The following is a 15,016-nucleotide window of genomic DNA, read 5'->3' as shown; positions in this document are numbered from 1 at the left end:
GCGCCATGACTGGCACTCGCGCTGACGAGCGTTCGACCTGGCCGCTGGTGCTGGGCGGCGTGGCGGCCCTGGCGGGCATGGTGGGGGCGGTCATCACCTTTCCGAACCAGGCCGTCATGCAGCATGCGTTCGGCAAGCTACTGGGCTATGGCTCCACACGCGTGGAGATCACACTGCGCCAGGACGATGCCGCCACACGCCAGGCCTTGCTGGAGACGCTGAGCTCCTTCATGGAAATGGGCGGACGCGAGATCCGCTACCGGGTCTCCACCCGCCATGGCAGCTACACCGAAACCGACGAAGTACCCAGCCACTACCGCTTCGAGAACGGGCGCCTGGAGATCGCCACAGGCGGCATCGTCAGCAGCGACAGACTGTCCGCAATGCAGCATGGCTTCAAGGCACTGGTGCAATTTCCCGCAGCCAGCTCGATTGACGCTGGCGTGCCGGCAACCGTAAGCCTGGGCAAGGAGCGGATAGCCGTGGAGATGCTGCCGCGCACGGCCATGCTGGTCCACCGCGACGCTGCCAAGGACTGGTCAAGCGTGCTGCGTCCGGCCCCGCCTGCCCGTTGCCATCTGGAGGTGCAGGCGCTGTTCTCCACGGATGCCTTCAGGCTGCTCATGTTCGCAGGCCGGGCCTCAGGCGAGGTCGAGATCCACACCGGCCCCGATACCGCCCTGCGCGACACGCAGTACCAACTGGTCGGCATGGGCCTGGTTCCGGGCAGCAACGGGCGCAGCGTCAAGGAGCTGGAGACCGATGCCACCCGCATCTATGGCGTGCTGAGACTGCTGCCGCCGGGCCTGAATCCCGATGTCATGGACTGCGATACCGCCCTGGGACGCATGAGCGACCCGGCCCTGGTGGCAGCCGCCATGCTGTCCACATTTCCCGGCCTGGAGGGACGCGTGAGCGGCATAGAGATCACGCCTTCAGCCTCCTTCTCGCCCTGGCACAACCGGGGCTGGACGGCCGTGCCGCCCGGCACACGCTCGCAAGGCGGAACGCGAGCCGAAGCGGGCACACGCGCCTGCGCCCTGGAGCAGAACCGCCACACGCGCACCCTGGTATCCATGGTCGAAGAGCACTGCACGGAACGCGAGCCGCAAAATGCCGGTGCCGCCTGCCCCCAGCTGCGTGAACGCCTGAACTGGGCCCAGGCCGAGCTGGCCCGATGCAGAAAACAGTTGGTGCGTTGAAACGGCGCCAAGGCCTGCGCAACAGCGATCACATGGACCAGATTCTGGGAGTGCCTCCCTGCAGCCCCCAGAGTTCTTTTCTCCAGAAACTCCACACGGTTTTCCACAGCATCATCACAGGCTCAACCACAGGTGATGCACTGCGCAGAATCAGCATGTTTTCATTGGGAGCCGTCACTCCGCTCAACACTGCCGGGGCAGCCTCCTCAAGCAGCCCCTGCGTGCCTTCCAGCAAGGCTTCGCGCCGATGGCGCGCAATCGGCGAGCCGCAAGCAAGAATCAGGCTTGCCAGGCAGCGATGCCCGGCCAGCCCCAGGTCGCCGTTGAGCAGCAGCTCATCCTGCGCGTTGACCACGCCGCGCTCCAGGAAACGGCCCGGCCATTCGATGTGCTGCTCGAACCTGCCGGACTCATAGGGCTGGGCGGCCAGCGGCAGGCCCAGTGCCGTCACATCCCAGGTCAGCAGTTGCGCGTCTTCGGCAAGCTCGAACTCCAGGTGGTTGACGGCATCGCAGGCGTTGTACGCGATCGCCTCCAGCGGCAGCCACTCCAGCCTCGCGCCGGGGTCCAGACGCAGCCGGGTACGCTGCATGGCCTGCTTCCCGTTGCTTTTGTAAAAACGCGTGGCACCAGGCGTGGTGACCAGCGCATGCGCACCTTCTGCGACATGGACATCAATGTCCAGCACATCGCCGCCCACCAGCCCGCCGGGCGGGTGCACCAGCACGTTGTGGCAGATGGCTGGCCCCTCGGGATACAGACTTTTGAGGATGCGCAGCGGACCATCGTGCGTGAAATGCACCGAGGTCTTGCCGGCCTGCAGGGAATAGTTCAGCGCCAGTTGCGCATGCCAGGTCATTTTCGTTCTTGCCTCTTCAAGCAGGCCTGCCGCTCAGGCCCGGGTAGCTCAGCTCTTTTGCTCACTAACTCATGAAAATTCATTCGTTGTTGCAAGGCTGGCGCGCTTCTACAGTCTTCAGCACGCCAGCCCGCAAAGCGCAAGGCGATTGATTTCAGGAGCATTCATGTCGGCCAGTACCGTAACTCATTCCCGCCTGCATCGCACTCTGGCCCCATGGCTGACATCGATGGCGGTGCTGTGCTGCACGCTGGCAACTGGCCCTGCTGCTGCGCAATCCGGCGGTGCATCGGCACAGGCCTGGAAGCCCAGCAAGTCCACGGAATTCATTGTCCCCAGCGGAGCCGGCGCGGCGCTGGACCAGGCGGCCCGCAAGCTCACCGAGCTGCTGGCACGCGATGGCCATGCACCGCAGTTCGTGGTCAGCAACAAGTCCGGCGCGCATGCGATCGCCGCGCTGGAAAGCCTGCACCGCCACCCTGGCGACGCCCATACACTGATGACGCTGAGCACCAGCTACGGCAACAGCCTGGCGCAGAATGCCCTGCCCGCCAACCTGCAGAAAGGCACGCCGCTGGTGACCTTGCTGCGCGAGTTCACCACGGTGGTCGTGCGTGCGGATTCGCCGCTGCGCAATGCCCAGGACCTGATCGCCCAGCTGCGCAAGGACCCCGAGAAATACTCCATCGGCATCGCCACCACGCTGGGCAATCACATCCATCTGGGCGTGGCCCAGCCCTTGCAGCAGGGCGGCGTGAATATCCAGAAGCTGCGCATCGTTCCCTACAAGTCCTCCGCCGAATCCATGGTGGCGCTGGCCGGCGGCCATCTCGATGTGGTTTCGGCCACCACGCCGAACCTGCTGCCCTATCTGCAGTCGGGCCGCGTGCGCGTGCTGGCGATTGCCGCCGACAAGCGGCTTGAAGGCGTTTTCGCCCAGTCGCCCACCTGGAAGGAGCAGGGTATCGACTATGTCAGCGATTCGTTTCAGGGCGTGATGACGGCACCCGGTGCCAGCACCGCGCAACAGGCGTATTGGGTCAATGCGCTGCGCAAGGTTTCCGAAACCCGGGAATGGAAGGAGTTTGTGGCGCTGAACCAGTGGGAACCCATCTTCCTCGGCCCGCAGGACACGGCTCGCGCCCTGAGTGCCCAGGTCGAACGCAGCCATGCACTTCTCACCGAGCTGGGCCTGCTGCCACCCAGCGCCTCCCGTATTGCCCAGGCGCGTTGAAGCACCGCTCTCATCAGGAAAAATCCCATGAACATGCCCCTGCCCCACGCTCCGCTGCAGCATCTGGACGAACGCCTGAGCTCCGCAAGCAACATCACTCCGCATATCCGCATCACGCCGCAGTCGGCGCATATCGGCGCGCTGATCAGCGGCGTCAATCTGAAGCAGGCCTTGAGTGCCGCCGAAGTGCACACCATCCGCTCGGCATTGCTGCGCTGGAAGGTGATCTTCTTTCGCGACCAGCACCTCAGCCACGAGCAGCAGATCGCCTTTTCGCGCCAGTTTGGCGAGCTGACGCCCGGCCACCCCGTCTTCGGTCATGTCGAAGGCTTTCCCGAGCTGTATTCGATTGCCAAGCACCGCAAGGCCAACCGCCACAGCGGTCAGGCTGAACAGCGCCCCTGGACCGGCTGGCATGCCGATGTGACGGCCGCACACAACCCGCCTGCCGCATCGATTCTGCGCGGCGTGACGATTCCGCCCTATGGCGGCGACACGCAATGGACCAATCTGGCCGCTGCCTACGAAGCGCTCTCCAAACCGCTGCAGGCCTTCTTGCAGGGCCTGCGTGGCGAGCACCGCTTCAGCGCCCCGCAGGGAGCCACAGCATCGCAGGAATATCTGGATCTGGTGCGCGACAACACCCTGATCAGCGAACACCCGCTGGTCACGATTCATCCCGAGACCGGCGAGAAGGTGCTCTACATCAGCCCCGGCTTTCTCAAGTCCATCGTGGAACTCTTCACCCGCGAATCGCGCGTGCTGCTGGAACTGCTCTGGGAGCACGCCGTCAGCAGCGAGTTCACCGTGCGCTTCAAGTGGGAACCCGGTTCGCTGGCCTTCTGGGACAACCGCTCCACGGCCCATGTGGCACCACAGGATATCTTTGCCCTGGAGTTCGATCGCCAGCTCTACCGCACCACGCTGGTGGGTGAAGTGCCCCGGGGCGCGGACGGCCGCGCCAGCACTGCCATACAGGGCAATCCGGTGCTGGCCGCGCACGGTGCAGCGTATTGACGAAATGAGTTGTCCTCCGGGCATGGCCTGAGGCTTTGAGGTGCCGCTTGCGGCACCTTTTTTTCTTCGCCCGATATTCAAATCGCCACCAGTGAGCGCACATTCTTCTCCTGCATCTCGCTGCCCGGGCCCGATGCGATCACCTCGCCGCGCTCCATCACCACATAGTGGTCGGCCAACTCCTCGGCAAAGTCGTAGTACTGCTCGCACAGCAGAATGGCCATGTCGCCGCGATTGGCCAGCATGCGGATCACGCGGCCGATGTCCTTGATGATGCTGGGCTGTATGCCCTCGGTGGGCTCATCCAGGATCAGGATCTTGGGCTGCGGCGCCAGCGCACGCGCAATGGCAAGCTGCTGCTGCTGCCCGCCCGAGAGATCGCCGCCACGGCGGTGCAGCATCTGCTTGAGCACGGGGAACAGCTCGTACAGTTCACCCGGAATCCGGGTGCCTGCCGAACAATAGGACAGACCCATGCGCAGATTGTCTTCCACCGACAGGCGCGAGAAGATTTCGCGCCCCTGGGGCACATAGCCGATGCCGCTGCGCGCGCGCTCATAGGGCGTCCTGCGCGCGATATCGCGGCCCTGCCATTCAATGCCGCCGCTTCTGATGGGAACCAGCCCCATCAGGCTTTTGAGCAAGGTGGTCTTGCCCACGCCGTTGCGGCCCAGCAGCACCGTGACCTTGCCGATCTCGGCCGTGAAATTCACATCCCGCAGGATGTGCGAGCCGCCGTAGTACTGATGCAGGTTCTGAACTTTAAGCATTTTCGACCTCTAACGCTTACACAGCATGCGCAAGCAGCTATCTAATTTGACTATCTGCGGAGCGCATGACGTTTGAAACTGGCGCTGCCCAATCAAAGAGACAGCGAGGAAGCGCCGCCGCGCACCGAAGCAGTCGTCCCCCTCCCTTAGCGCGAAGCGCGTAGAGAAAAGGGGAAGGCGCGGGGCCGCCCAGGCAAAGTGCCTCAGGGGGTTACCTCCCAAGGTACACCTCGATCACGCGCTCGTCGGCCTGCACCTCGGCCAGCGTTCCCTCGGCCAGTACCGAGCCATCGCAAAGTACCGTGACCTTCTCGCTGATGGTGTCGATAAAGCTCATGTCGTGCTCCACCACCATCAGCGAATGCTTGCCCTTGAGCGTCAGAAACAGCTCGGCCGTGCGCACCGTTTCCTCGTCGGTCATGCCGGCCACAGGCTCGTCGAGCAGCAGCAGCTTGGGCTCCTGCACCAGCAGCATGCCGATCTCCAGCCACTGCTTCTGTCCGTGACTGAGCAGCCCGGCTTGGCGCGTTACGCTGCCTGCCAGATGAATGGTGTGCAGCACCTCGGCAATGCGGTCCTTCTGCGCGCCGCTGAGCTTGAACAGCATGGAGGAGGCAATGCCCTTGTGGGTCTTGAGCGCCAGCTCCAGGTTCTCGAACACGCTGAGCTGCTCGAACACCGTGGGCTTCTGGAACTTGCGGCCAATGCCCATGGCCGCGATCTCGGGCTCCTTGTAGCGCAGCAGATCGATGGTGGAGCCAAAGAACACCGTGCCGCTGTCGGGCCGGGTCTTGCCGGTGATGATGTCCATCATCGTGGTCTTGCCCGCGCCATTGGGACCGATGATGCAGCGCAGCTCGCCGGGCGCGATATCAAGGTTCAGACCGTTGATGGCCTTGAAGCCGTCGAAGCTCACATGCACGTCTTCGAGATAGAGGATGCGGCCGTGGGTCACATCCACTTCGCCGGCCACCACGGGGCGCGCCAGACTGGCATTGCGCCCGCCGGATTCGGTGCGCAGCGCGGCTTCGCGCTGCTGGTAGGAAGCCAGGCGCTGCTCGCCTTCCTGCATCAGGTCGGGGGTCATGCGCGCACTCCTTCGATGGCATCGGCAGAAGCCGGCTCGGCAGCGGTTTTGGCAGCTGCGGCTGCAGTCTGGTTCAACGGCGCCTTGATCTGGGCCTTGCGCTTTTCACGCCACTGGCGAAGCTGCTGCGGCAGGCGAATCAACCCTCCCGGCATGAACAGCGTCACGACGATGAACAGCGCACCCAGCACGTACAACCAGTATTCGGGTGCGGCCACGGTGAGCCAGCTCTTGCCGCCATTGACGGCAAACGCGCCGATGATGGGGCCGACCAGCGAGGCACGTCCGCCCACGGCCGTCCACACCGCCATTTCGATGGAATTACCCACGCTCATCTCGCTGGGGTTGATGATGCCCACCTGAGGCACATAGAGCGCGCCCGCCAGGCCGCACATCATGGCCGAGATGACCCAGATCGACAGCTTGTAGGGCAGCGGGTTGTAGCCGCAGAACATGGTGCGCGATTCGGCATCGCGCACGGCCTGCAGCACGCGGCCGTACTTGCTGCGCATCAGCCAGCGCGAGAACAGAAAGCAGCCCAGCAGCGCCAGACCCGACAGCGCGAACAGCAGCACATGCATGGCTTGCGAATTGACGGAAAAGCCCAGCAGGGTCTTGAAGCCCGTGAAGCCGTTGTTGCCGCCAAAGCCGGTCTCGTTGCGGAAGAACAGCAGCATGGCGGCATAGGTCAGGGCCTGGGTAATGATGGAGAAATACACGCCCTTGATGCGCGAGCGAAAGGCGAAGTAGCCGAACAGCCCGCCGATCAGGCCCGGCACCAGAAACACCAGCAGCACGGTGGCGGCAAAGCTGCCCGACAGCGCCCAGTGCCAGGGCAGCTCCTTCCAGTCCAGAAAACCCATGAAGGCGGGCAATGCATCGGGGCCTGCGGCCTCACGCATCAGGTACATGCCCATCACATAGCCGCCCAGTGCGAAGAACAGGCCGTGGCCCAGGCTCAGGATGCCGGTATAGCCCCAGATCAGGTCAATCGCCAGTGCGCAGATGGCATAGCACATGAACTTGCCCAGCAGGCCCAGCATGTAGTCGGACAGGTGCAGCGCACTGTCCTCGGGCACCCACAGATTGAGTGCGGGAGCCACGGCGCAGACCATGGTCAGGGCCAGCAGAAATGCCGTCCAGCCCTTGCCGCTGAGCAAGGATTCAGGAGCAGGAAGCACCAGCGGTGGTGCGGATGCAGGGGATGAAGAAGTTGACACGCTCATAGCTCCGGTCCAGAACGCAATGTTTGAGAAAGCCAGCTTTCGCAAGGAACAGCGAGCAAGGGCCTACGCCGGCCGCGCCGCCCCGCAGCGAGGTTGTCGTCCCCGTTGAGGGGGAAAGCGCGAAGCAACTCAGGGGGTTCATGTTTCCGCACTGCGGCCCTTCAAGGCAAAAATGCCTTGCGGACGCTTTTGAATGAAGACCACGATGAACAGCAGCACGGCGATCTTGGCCAGCACTGCCCCGGTCCAGCCTTCCAGCAGCTTGCTGAGCACGCCCAGGCCCAGAGCCGCATAGACGGTGCCCGCTAGCTGCCCCACACCGCCCAGCACCACCACCAGGAAACTGTCCACGATGTAGTTCTGCCCCAGATCCGGGCCCACATTGCCGATCTGGCTCAAGGCGCAGCCGGCAAGACCGGCGATACCGGAGCCCAGTGCAAACGCATAGGTGTCGGTGCGTGCCGTGTTGACGCCCACACAGGAAGCCATGGCGCGGTTCTGCGTCACGCCGCGCACGAACAGGCCCAGCCGCGTTCTGGCGATCATGAAGGCCACGCCCGCCAGCACGGCGAACGCAAAGACGATGATGGCGATGCGATTCCAGGGCAGTGTGAGATTGGGCAGCAGCGCAATGCCGCCGCTCATCCAGACGGGGTTTTCCACACCCACGTTCTGCGCTCCGAAAAGGCTGCGCACGGTTTGCTGTAGCACCAGGCTGATGCCGAAGGTGGCCAGCAGGGTCTCCAGCGGGCGGCCGTAGAGAAAGCGGATCACGCCGCGCTCCAGCACCGCACCGACCAGCGCCGAGGCCAGAAAGGCCACAGGAACGGCCACCACCAGATACCAGCCAAACCAGGCCTCGGGCAGCCAGCGCTGGAATGCGACCTGCACCAGATAGGTCGCATAGGCACCGATCATGATCAACTCGCCGTGCGCCATATTGATGACGCCCATCAGGCCGTAAGTGATAGCCAGACCCAGCGCCGCCAGCAACAGCACCGAGCCCAGGCTGATGCCGCTGAAGATAGCCCCCAGCCTGTCGCCCCAGGCCAGGCCTTCGGCAATGCCGGCCAGCGCGGCCTTGATGGCTTTCTGCACGCCGGGATCGGACTCTTCGGACAGGCGCTGATTCAACAGCAACTGCGTCTCCGGCGTCTGCTGGCGCGACAGCTGCTCCACCGCCTTCAGACGCTGCTGCACCTCGTCGCTGCCCAGCAGGCTGGCAGCCTGGCTGCGCTCCAGCAGGGCTCTGACCTGTCCGTCCTGTTCAGCGGCCAGCGCTTTTTCGATCAGGGGAAGCCGCCCTGCATCAGGCTCGGAGGCCAGTTGCTCGGCAGCCTTGCGGCGCGCCTGCACATCGCTGCTGCCCAACGCCAGCGCGGCCTGCGCCGTGTCGATGACCGAGCGCAGGTAATTGTTGCTGACGACCTCCTCGGCATCCGCCGGGAGTTGGGCGGCCTGGCCGGTCACCGGGTCGGTGACCGCGTCGCCGCTCATCACATAGACCTTGCCCTGGGATACGCGCACTTCATCGTTGGCGAGCGCGCCCAGATAGGCCGACAGGCGACCGCCGTCGGTCTGTGCATCTGGCGCCAGCACGGCCTGATTGATCGCCAGCACGCGCTGCTCGGAGTCGTCTGCCGCAGCCATGGCATAGGCCTGCTCGGTCGTCAGTGCGTGACTGGCAAAGCTCAGCAACGAGCCCAGCCCGGCGGCCAATGCCAGCCTCAATGACTTGCGCAGTATGTTCATAGGAATTTCAGGTTTCTAGCGCTGCGGCCCTTGTCAATAAAGCGCAAGCAGCTGTCTCTTCAGGACTGGAGAGCCCACCAGACCTCTCCAGTCCGAGGGAGCGAATCAGGAGCTCTTGCCGTTGGGCTCGTCCTTCTTCTTGTCGTTGCCTTCGATATACGGGCTCCAGGGCTGGGCCTTGATCGGGCCCTTGGTCTTCCAGACCACGCTGAACTGGCCGTCTGCCTTGATCTCGCCGACCATCACGGGCTTGTGCAGATGGTGGTTCTTCTCGTCCATCTTCAGGGTGAAGCCGCTGGGTGCGGTAAAGGTCTGGCCGGCCATGGCGGCGATCACCTTGTCGGTATCCGTGCTCTTGGCTTTTTCCACAGCCTGCTTCCACATGTGGATGCCGACCCAGGTGGCTTCCATCGGGTCGTTGGTCAGCGGCTTGTCCTTGTGCCCGGCGATGTTCTTGGCCTTGGCGTAATCGCCCCACTGCTTGATGAAGGCCGTGTTGGTCGGGTTCTTCACGCTCATGAAGTAGTTCCATGCCGCCAGGTGACCGACCAGAGGCTTGGTGTCCACGCCGCGCAGCTCTTCCTCACCAACGCTGAAGGCCACCACCGGCACGTCCTTGGCCTTGAGGCCGGCATTGCCCAGCTCCTTGTAGAAGGGCACGTTGGAGTCGCCGTTGATGGTGGAGATCACGGCGGTCTTGCCACCGGTGGAGAACTTCTTCACATCGGCCACGATGGTCTGGTAGTCGCTGTGGCCGAAGGGAGTGTAGGTTTCCATGATGTCGGAATCCTTCACGCCCTTGGACTTGAGGAAGGCACGCAGAATCTTGTTGGTGGTGCGTGGGTACACATAGTCCGTGCCCAGCAGCACAAAGCGCTTGGCACCGCCGCCTTCCTTGCTCATCAGATACTCGACAGCGGGAATCGCCTGCTGGTTGGGCGCGGCGCCGGTGTAGAAGACGTTCTTGGAGAGTTCCTCGCCCTCGTACTGCACGGGGTAGAACAGCAGGCCGTTGTTCTGCTCGAACACCGGCAGCACGGACTTGCGCGACACGCTGGTCCAGCAGCCGAAGACCACGGCCACCTTGTCCTGGGTGATCAGCTGCTTGGCCTTTTCGGCAAACAGCGGCCAGTTGGAGGCCGGGTCCACCACCACGGGCTCCAGCTTCTTGCCCATCACGCCGCCCTTGGCATTGATGTCGTCGATGGCCATCAGCACCGTGTCCTTGAGCACGGTTTCGGAGATGGCCATGGTGCCCGAGAGGCTGTGCAACACACCCACCTTGATGGTGTCTGCAGCCAGCACCTGAGAAGTCAATCCCAGGCCCAGAGCCATGGATGCAGCCAGTGTTGTGAGGGTTCCGCGACGATTCATTTCAGCACTCCCAGGAGGTTTTGTTCGGTCACATTGACCGCAGAACCTGAAGTGCAATTACCGTGCCAGCCTCCCCCGCACCACGACCTGAAAGCCGCCGGAATCGGCGCCGCTGCCTCTTTTGGGTCAGATGCGGCCCGAACGCGTCTTCCTGCGCTCAGCAACGACCGTCAGCAAGCACCATTGCAGTGCCCCATGCACCAGATGCAGACCGCACCCGGCCACAGGCACTATTGAAGTGCATGACCGCCTCAGTCGGCCGGGATGCAGGCCGGCAGCGCTGCGCTGCGCAGCTTTCCGGGATTGAGCAGATTCAGGGGATCGAGATCGGCCTTGGTCTGCAACAGCGCGGGATCGAGCTGGTTGTTGGCCTTGCCGTCTTCCACCACGTAGACATGCGGATTGTTGATCTGCACGCCATGCTTGCGATAGATGTCCATGATCGCGTTGAGCCGCTCGGCGGAGCTGAAGCGCACCAGCTCCAGCCCGCTGCAGTTGAACTGTCCCTCCTTGGTGCGCAGAAACTCCAGATGGAACAGGACCTCGTCACCGAGCTCGCTGCGCAAGGCCTTGAGTTGCTCGCCAAACCTTGCGGGGTTGTAGCCGGTCTGCAGATAGGTCAGCTCCCGGTCCAGCTTCAGCGCATGCAAGGTTGTATGGTTCCAGCAATACTCAATCAGCGATTTGTAGCCCGCAGCCGGCTGCGCAGACCAGCGGCCGCGCTCGCAGTAGCTGAGGGTGCCGCCGTGACGCTCCAGCAATAACTGCATGGCCTCCTCGGCTTCGGGCGCCACCAGCGCAATGACCGCGTGGCAGCCCGGGGGCAGATGCTCGGCCAGACTGGTGAAATAGGCCGGTACCGGAGCCGCCATCAGGCTCAGTTCCTTCTTGCGGATACCAGGCGCATTGCCCAGCTGCTGCGCAAAGCCCAGCGCCTCGTCAAAACCCGTGAAGGTGGCAATGCATTCCGTCCAGTTCGTAGCATCTGCCAGCGCCACTTCGAGCTCGAGCACGATGCCGGTCGTGCCATAAGTATGGTGCAGACGCATGGCATCGGCACCGCGCAGTTCCAGAATGCGCGGCTCGGCCTCCACCGTCATCACGCGCGCAGCCAGCACATTGCCCGCAGAGGCGAGCGGCCCGTAGGTGATGGAGCCGGCGCCGCCGAAGCCTCCGCCGAACAGGCCACCCAGGGTGGCGCTGCGGTAGGTGGACGGCAGCCAGCGCAGCTCCTGCCCCTGCTCGCGCGCCAGCTGGTCGAAGTCCGCCAGACGTATGCCGGCCTGTGCCCGGCCCACACTGCCGCGCACCCAGCACAGGCTGTTGTAGCCGCTCAGATCCAGGATCAGGCCGCCGTGCAGCGGCGTGCTCTGGCCGTAATTGCCGGTGCCGCTGCCGCGCAGCGTGATGGGAACGCCACTACGCGCGCAATGGGCCACGACCTGGGCAATCTCGGCCTCGGTGCGCGGACGCACCGCAATGTCCCCGCGCTTGCCTTGCAGGGCCTGCTTCAGAACCGGACTGAACCAGGAAAAATCCTGGGACAGGCGCGACACTTTCAGGGAGTCGGTGATCCAGTCCAGCGCAGGCAAGGCGCTGGCCAGCTGGCTGCTGTTCTCGGCAATAGGATTGGTGTTCATGGTCGTGTCGCAAAAAAGCAAGGCATGAGTCGGCCCATATGCCGCGCAGTGCGGGCATGACGGGAGCAGAAATGAAGAAAGGAGGGAAGCGCTAGTCGCTACCGGATTCGCTGGCATGCCAGCCGCCCAGCGCCCGGCGTGTGCACCAGGCCATGAGCACGAACAGCGCCACGCCGGTCAGCGAAATCAGCAGCAGCGCAGCGAACATGCGCGGGATGTTGAGCTGAAAGCCCGCTTGCAGGATCTGGTAGGCAAGACCAGCCCCCTGCCCGCCGGTACCGGCCACGAACTCGGCCACCACGGCACCTATCAACGCCAGGCCGCTGGAGATGCGCAGCCCCCCGAAGAAATAGGGCAAGGCACTGGGAATGCGCAAGCGCATCAGCACCTGCAGGCGCGTGGCCCGGTTGAGCTTGAAGTAGGCCAGCAGATCCGGCTCCACACTGCGCAGGCCCAGCGTGGTGTTGCTGATGATGGGAAACAGCGCCACCAGCGCCGCACAGATCACCATGGACAGCACCGGGTCCTTGACCCAGATGATGATCAGCGGAGCCACGGCCACGATAGGCGTCACCTGCAGCAGCACGGCATAGGGAAACAAGGCCGTCTCGATCAGCTTGCTCTGCACGAATACAAAGCTGATCAGCACGCCCGCCACGGTGGCCAGGGCAAAGGCCAGCAAGGTGATCTTGACGGTGACCCACAGGGACAGGCCGAGTGCCGCCCAGTCCGTCATCAGGGTCTGCAGCATCAGCAGCGGTGAAGGCACCAGATAAGGCGGCAGCTCCAGCAGGGTCACCAGAGCCTGCCAGACCAGCAGCAGCACAAGGCCCACCAGCGCCGGCAAAAGCACACGCTGCACCTTGGGCTGCAGCAGCCATGGGGTGGCTGTCTTGCCGGACTTGACGGCAGCCACCGCACGCGCTCCGGTCGCTGCAGGCCTGCTGTCGGCGGCCCTGGCCGCATCATCGGGAATGGAAGCGGGCAAGGCGCTCATGACAGACTCTCCTCCACAATGGCACTGGCGCGCAGCAGGCTCGATTGCAACTGCTGCGCATGGCGGGCGAACTCGGGGCCGAGCATGAAATCGGCAGGCCGCGGATAGGGAGCATCGATGCGAAACTCCTCCACCACCCGTCCCGGTCTGGCCGCCATCATCACCACCCGGCTGGACAGAAAGACGGCCTCGTGGATGGAGTGGGTGACAAAGATCACCGTCAGCTTCTTCTTGCTCCAAAGCTCCAGCAACTCCGCGTCCAGCTTGTGGCGCGTGATCTCGTCGAGCGCGCCGAAGGGCTCATCCATCAGCAGCAGATCGGGCTCGGTCACCAGGCCGCGAGCAATCGAGACGCGCATCTGCATGCCTCCGGACAGTTCGCGCGGCAGGGCTTTGGCAAAGCGTGCCAGGCCCACCAGTTGCAGTGCCTCCGTGACGCGCGCATCGGCCTCGGCGCGTGGCACGCCAGCCAGATCCAGCGGCAGCCGCACATTGGTGTGCACGCTGGACCAGGGCATAAGCGTGGGCTGCTGAAAGACAAACGCCATCTTCTTGCCGCTGGCCTGCAGCTGCGGCACCGGCTTGCGCCAAAGCAGCAGTCTGCCGTCGCTGGGTTCCAGCAGACCCGCAACCATCTTTAGCAAGGTGCTCTTGCCGCAGCCCGAGGGGCCGAGCAAGGTCACGAACTCACCCTCTTCGATGCGCAGATCGACGGGCAGCAACGCCTGCGTGCCGCCGGGATAGGTTTTCTCTGCAGACAACACCTCCACTGCGGGAATTGCTGCTGCGGGAATTTCAGAGCCGCTCATAGTCACCTTTCGCTGCCGCTGCCAGCCCATGCCATCAGGGCAGGACCTTGATGTTCTGAATCAGGCTCAGGTTGTAGGCATCGGCCTGCTTGACCTTGGCCGGATCGATCAGCCTGGCGCTGACCAGGAAGTCGTAGCTGGCCTTGACCCGCGCATCGGTCATCACGCCAATGCCCAGCTTGGCGGCATCTCCGCCAGCGACCATATTCATTTCCTTGAGCTTGCCCACGCTGTAGGCCAGCTGTTCGTCGGTCATGTTGGGGTTGTCTTTCTTGATCAGGGCATTGGCCGGCGCGGGATCGGCCAGATAGCTCTTCCAGCCTTCCATGGAGGCGGTGACAAAGGCCTGCACCGCCTTGCTGCGCTCCTTGACCGTCTTGTCCATGCAGGAGATGGTGGTGGCATAGGCCGGGAAGCCCTGATCGCTGAACATCAGCGTGTTCGCCCTGACGCCGGCCTTCTGAATCGCAAAGGGCTCGGAAGTCAGATAGCCTTGCTGGGCCGAATTTTTGTCCACCAGGAACGGCTGGATATTGAAGGTATAGGGCCGGGTCTGGGAGTCGGTGAAACCATATTTGGCCTTGAGCCAGGGCCAGTAGCCGCGCTGCGCGGAGGCGGCGATCAGAATGGTCTTGCCCTTGAGGTCCTCGAAACGCTTCACGTCCTCGTGAGCGATCAGCACCTGCGGATCTTTCTGGAACACGGCTGCCACCGTGGTCACGGGAACACCGCCCTCGCGCATCTGCACCATCTGCAGATCGCTGGAGCCCATGACACAGTCGGCCTGACCGGCGGCCATCATCTGCGTGATATTGACCTGGGGGCCGCCCATCTTGATGCTGACATCGAGGCCGTGCTTTTTGTACAGCCCTGTGGCCACGGCCTGGTAGAAGCCGCCATGCTCGGCCTGGGCATACCAGTTGGTCATGTAGACGAATTTTTCCTCGGCATGGCCGAGGCCGCTCAGACCGCAGGCCAGCATGGCCGCGCAGGTCAGGGGTTTGAGGAATCTGGCAGTCTTCATCATGGCGGTTCTCCGAAGGTTTGAA

13 protein-coding genes are annotated in these 15,016 nt (G+C 63.5%); 3 read left to right on the top strand and 10 right to left on the bottom strand.

From position 1 onward, the window contains the following. Nucleotides 1–1,202: hypothetical protein (locus tag ACLBXN_RS10905; protein WP_447612140.1), on the top strand; the 1,202-nt coding region annotated here is incomplete at its 5' end. 28 nt (nt 1,203–1,230) lie between these two features. Here ACLBXN_RS10905 and ACLBXN_RS10900 read toward each other — a convergent pair. Beyond that, nucleotides 1,231–2,061, bottom strand: a complete 831-nt coding sequence (locus ACLBXN_RS10900; RefSeq protein WP_343677387.1) for an urease accessory protein UreD — start codon at nt 2,059–2,061, stop codon at nt 1,231–1,233. 166 nt (nt 2,062–2,227) lie between these two features. On the opposite strand from ACLBXN_RS10900, the gene ACLBXN_RS10895 reads away from it, so the two are divergent. Both ACLBXN_RS10895 and ACLBXN_RS10890 read left to right on the top strand, forming a co-directional pair. Beyond that, nucleotides 2,228–3,295: a tripartite tricarboxylate transporter substrate binding protein gene (locus tag ACLBXN_RS10895; protein WP_447612139.1), complete on the top strand. Its 1,068-nt coding sequence runs from the start codon at nt 2,228–2,230 to the stop codon at nt 3,293–3,295. 27 nt (nt 3,296–3,322) lie between these two features. Further along, the gene (locus ACLBXN_RS10890) at nt 3,323–4,312 is read left to right on the top strand and encodes a TauD/TfdA dioxygenase family protein (protein ID WP_447612138.1); all 990 of its coding nucleotides are present in this window, start codon (nt 3,323–3,325) and stop codon (nt 4,310–4,312) included. 77 nt (nt 4,313–4,389) lie between these two features. Here the strand turns inward: ACLBXN_RS10890 and urtE are convergent, their stop codons facing one another. The 9 genes from urtE to ACLBXN_RS10845 all read right to left on the bottom strand — a co-directional run bounded on the left by urtE (nt 4,390) and on the right by ACLBXN_RS10845 (nt 14,994). Then, the gene (gene urtE / locus ACLBXN_RS10885) at nt 4,390–5,082 is read right to left on the bottom strand and encodes an urea ABC transporter ATP-binding subunit UrtE (protein WP_034373974.1); all 693 of its coding nucleotides are present in this window, start codon (nt 5,080–5,082) and stop codon (nt 4,390–4,392) included. Nucleotides 5,083–5,293: 211 nt separating this feature from the next. Beyond that, complete coding sequence (urtD, locus tag ACLBXN_RS10880) at nt 5,294–6,169, bottom strand: urea ABC transporter ATP-binding protein UrtD (protein ID WP_003060651.1); 876 nt, start codon at nt 6,167–6,169, stop codon at nt 5,294–5,296. Continuing rightward, on the bottom strand, nt 6,166–7,395 hold the full coding sequence (gene urtC, locus ACLBXN_RS10875) for an urea ABC transporter permease subunit UrtC (protein WP_447612137.1): 1,230 nt from the start codon (nt 7,393–7,395) through the stop codon (nt 6,166–6,168). Before urtC ends, urtD begins: the two co-directional genes overlap by 4 nt. Before the next feature lie 138 nt (nt 7,396–7,533). Then, nucleotides 7,534–9,147, bottom strand: a complete 1,614-nt coding sequence (urtB, locus tag ACLBXN_RS10870; protein WP_447612136.1) for an urea ABC transporter permease subunit UrtB — start codon at nt 9,145–9,147, stop codon at nt 7,534–7,536. A 105-nt stretch (nt 9,148–9,252) separates the two neighbouring features. Continuing rightward, nucleotides 9,253–10,521: an urea ABC transporter substrate-binding protein gene (urtA, locus tag ACLBXN_RS10865; protein ID WP_003060644.1), complete on the bottom strand. Its 1,269-nt coding sequence runs from the start codon at nt 10,519–10,521 to the stop codon at nt 9,253–9,255. Nucleotides 10,522–10,772: 251 nt separating this feature from the next. Next, nucleotides 10,773–12,161 carry an FAD-binding oxidoreductase gene (locus ACLBXN_RS10860; protein ID WP_211457361.1) on the bottom strand — a complete coding sequence of 463 codons (1,389 nt, stop codon included), beginning with the start codon at nt 12,159–12,161 and terminating at the stop codon, nt 10,773–10,775. Between the two features lie 91 nt (nt 12,162–12,252). Next, nucleotides 12,253–13,158 (bottom strand): ABC transporter permease, encoded by a 906-nt coding sequence (locus ACLBXN_RS10855; RefSeq protein WP_447612135.1) that lies wholly within the window; start codon nt 13,156–13,158, stop codon nt 12,253–12,255. Next, nucleotides 13,155–13,967: an ABC transporter ATP-binding protein gene (locus ACLBXN_RS10850; RefSeq protein ID WP_343677393.1), complete on the bottom strand. Its 813-nt coding sequence runs from the start codon at nt 13,965–13,967 to the stop codon at nt 13,155–13,157. Before ACLBXN_RS10850 ends, ACLBXN_RS10855 begins: the two co-directional genes overlap by 4 nt. A 34-nt stretch (nt 13,968–14,001) precedes the next feature. Beyond that, nucleotides 14,002–14,994: an ABC transporter substrate-binding protein gene (locus ACLBXN_RS10845; RefSeq protein ID WP_447612134.1), complete on the bottom strand. Its 993-nt coding sequence runs from the start codon at nt 14,992–14,994 to the stop codon at nt 14,002–14,004. Between the last annotated feature and the right edge of the window lie 22 nt (nt 14,995–15,016).

It is taken from the genome of Comamonas sp. C24C (genome assembly GCF_053345995.1).
Note: the sequence above shows the minus strand (reverse complement) of the source record. Positions and strands in the feature narration are given on the sequence as shown.

What these genes read in the sequence shown, in the direction of transcription:
- ACLBXN_RS10900 (WP_343677387.1), bottom strand. Translation starts at nt 2,061, where the DNA reads ATGACCTGGCATGCGCAACTGGCGCTGAACTATTCCCTGCAGGCCGGC.
- ACLBXN_RS10895 (WP_447612139.1), top strand. Translation starts at nt 2,228, where the DNA reads ATGTCGGCCAGTACCGTAACTCATTCCCGCCTGCATCGCACTCTGGCC.
- ACLBXN_RS10890 (WP_447612138.1), top strand. Translation starts at nt 3,323, where the DNA reads ATGAACATGCCCCTGCCCCACGCTCCGCTGCAGCATCTGGACGAACGC.
- urtE (WP_034373974.1), bottom strand. Translation starts at nt 5,082, where the DNA reads ATGCTTAAAGTTCAGAACCTGCATCAGTACTACGGCGGCTCGCACATC.
- urtD (WP_003060651.1), bottom strand. Translation starts at nt 6,169, where the DNA reads ATGACCCCCGACCTGATGCAGGAAGGCGAGCAGCGCCTGGCTTCCTAC.
- urtC (WP_447612137.1), bottom strand. Translation starts at nt 7,395, where the DNA reads ATGAGCGTGTCAACTTCTTCATCCCCTGCATCCGCACCACCGCTGGTG.
- urtB (WP_447612136.1), bottom strand. Translation starts at nt 9,147, where the DNA reads ATGAACATACTGCGCAAGTCATTGAGGCTGGCATTGGCCGCCGGGCTG.
- urtA (WP_003060644.1), bottom strand. Translation starts at nt 10,521, where the DNA reads ATGAATCGTCGCGGAACCCTCACAACACTGGCTGCATCCATGGCTCTG.
- ACLBXN_RS10860 (WP_211457361.1), bottom strand. Translation starts at nt 12,161, where the DNA reads ATGAACACCAATCCTATTGCCGAGAACAGCAGCCAGCTGGCCAGCGCC.
- ACLBXN_RS10855 (WP_447612135.1), bottom strand. Translation starts at nt 13,158, where the DNA reads ATGAGCGCCTTGCCCGCTTCCATTCCCGATGATGCGGCCAGGGCCGCC.
- ACLBXN_RS10850 (WP_343677393.1), bottom strand. Translation starts at nt 13,967, where the DNA reads ATGAGCGGCTCTGAAATTCCCGCAGCAGCAATTCCCGCAGTGGAGGTG.
- ACLBXN_RS10845 (WP_447612134.1), bottom strand. Translation starts at nt 14,994, where the DNA reads ATGATGAAGACTGCCAGATTCCTCAAACCCCTGACCTGCGCGGCCATG.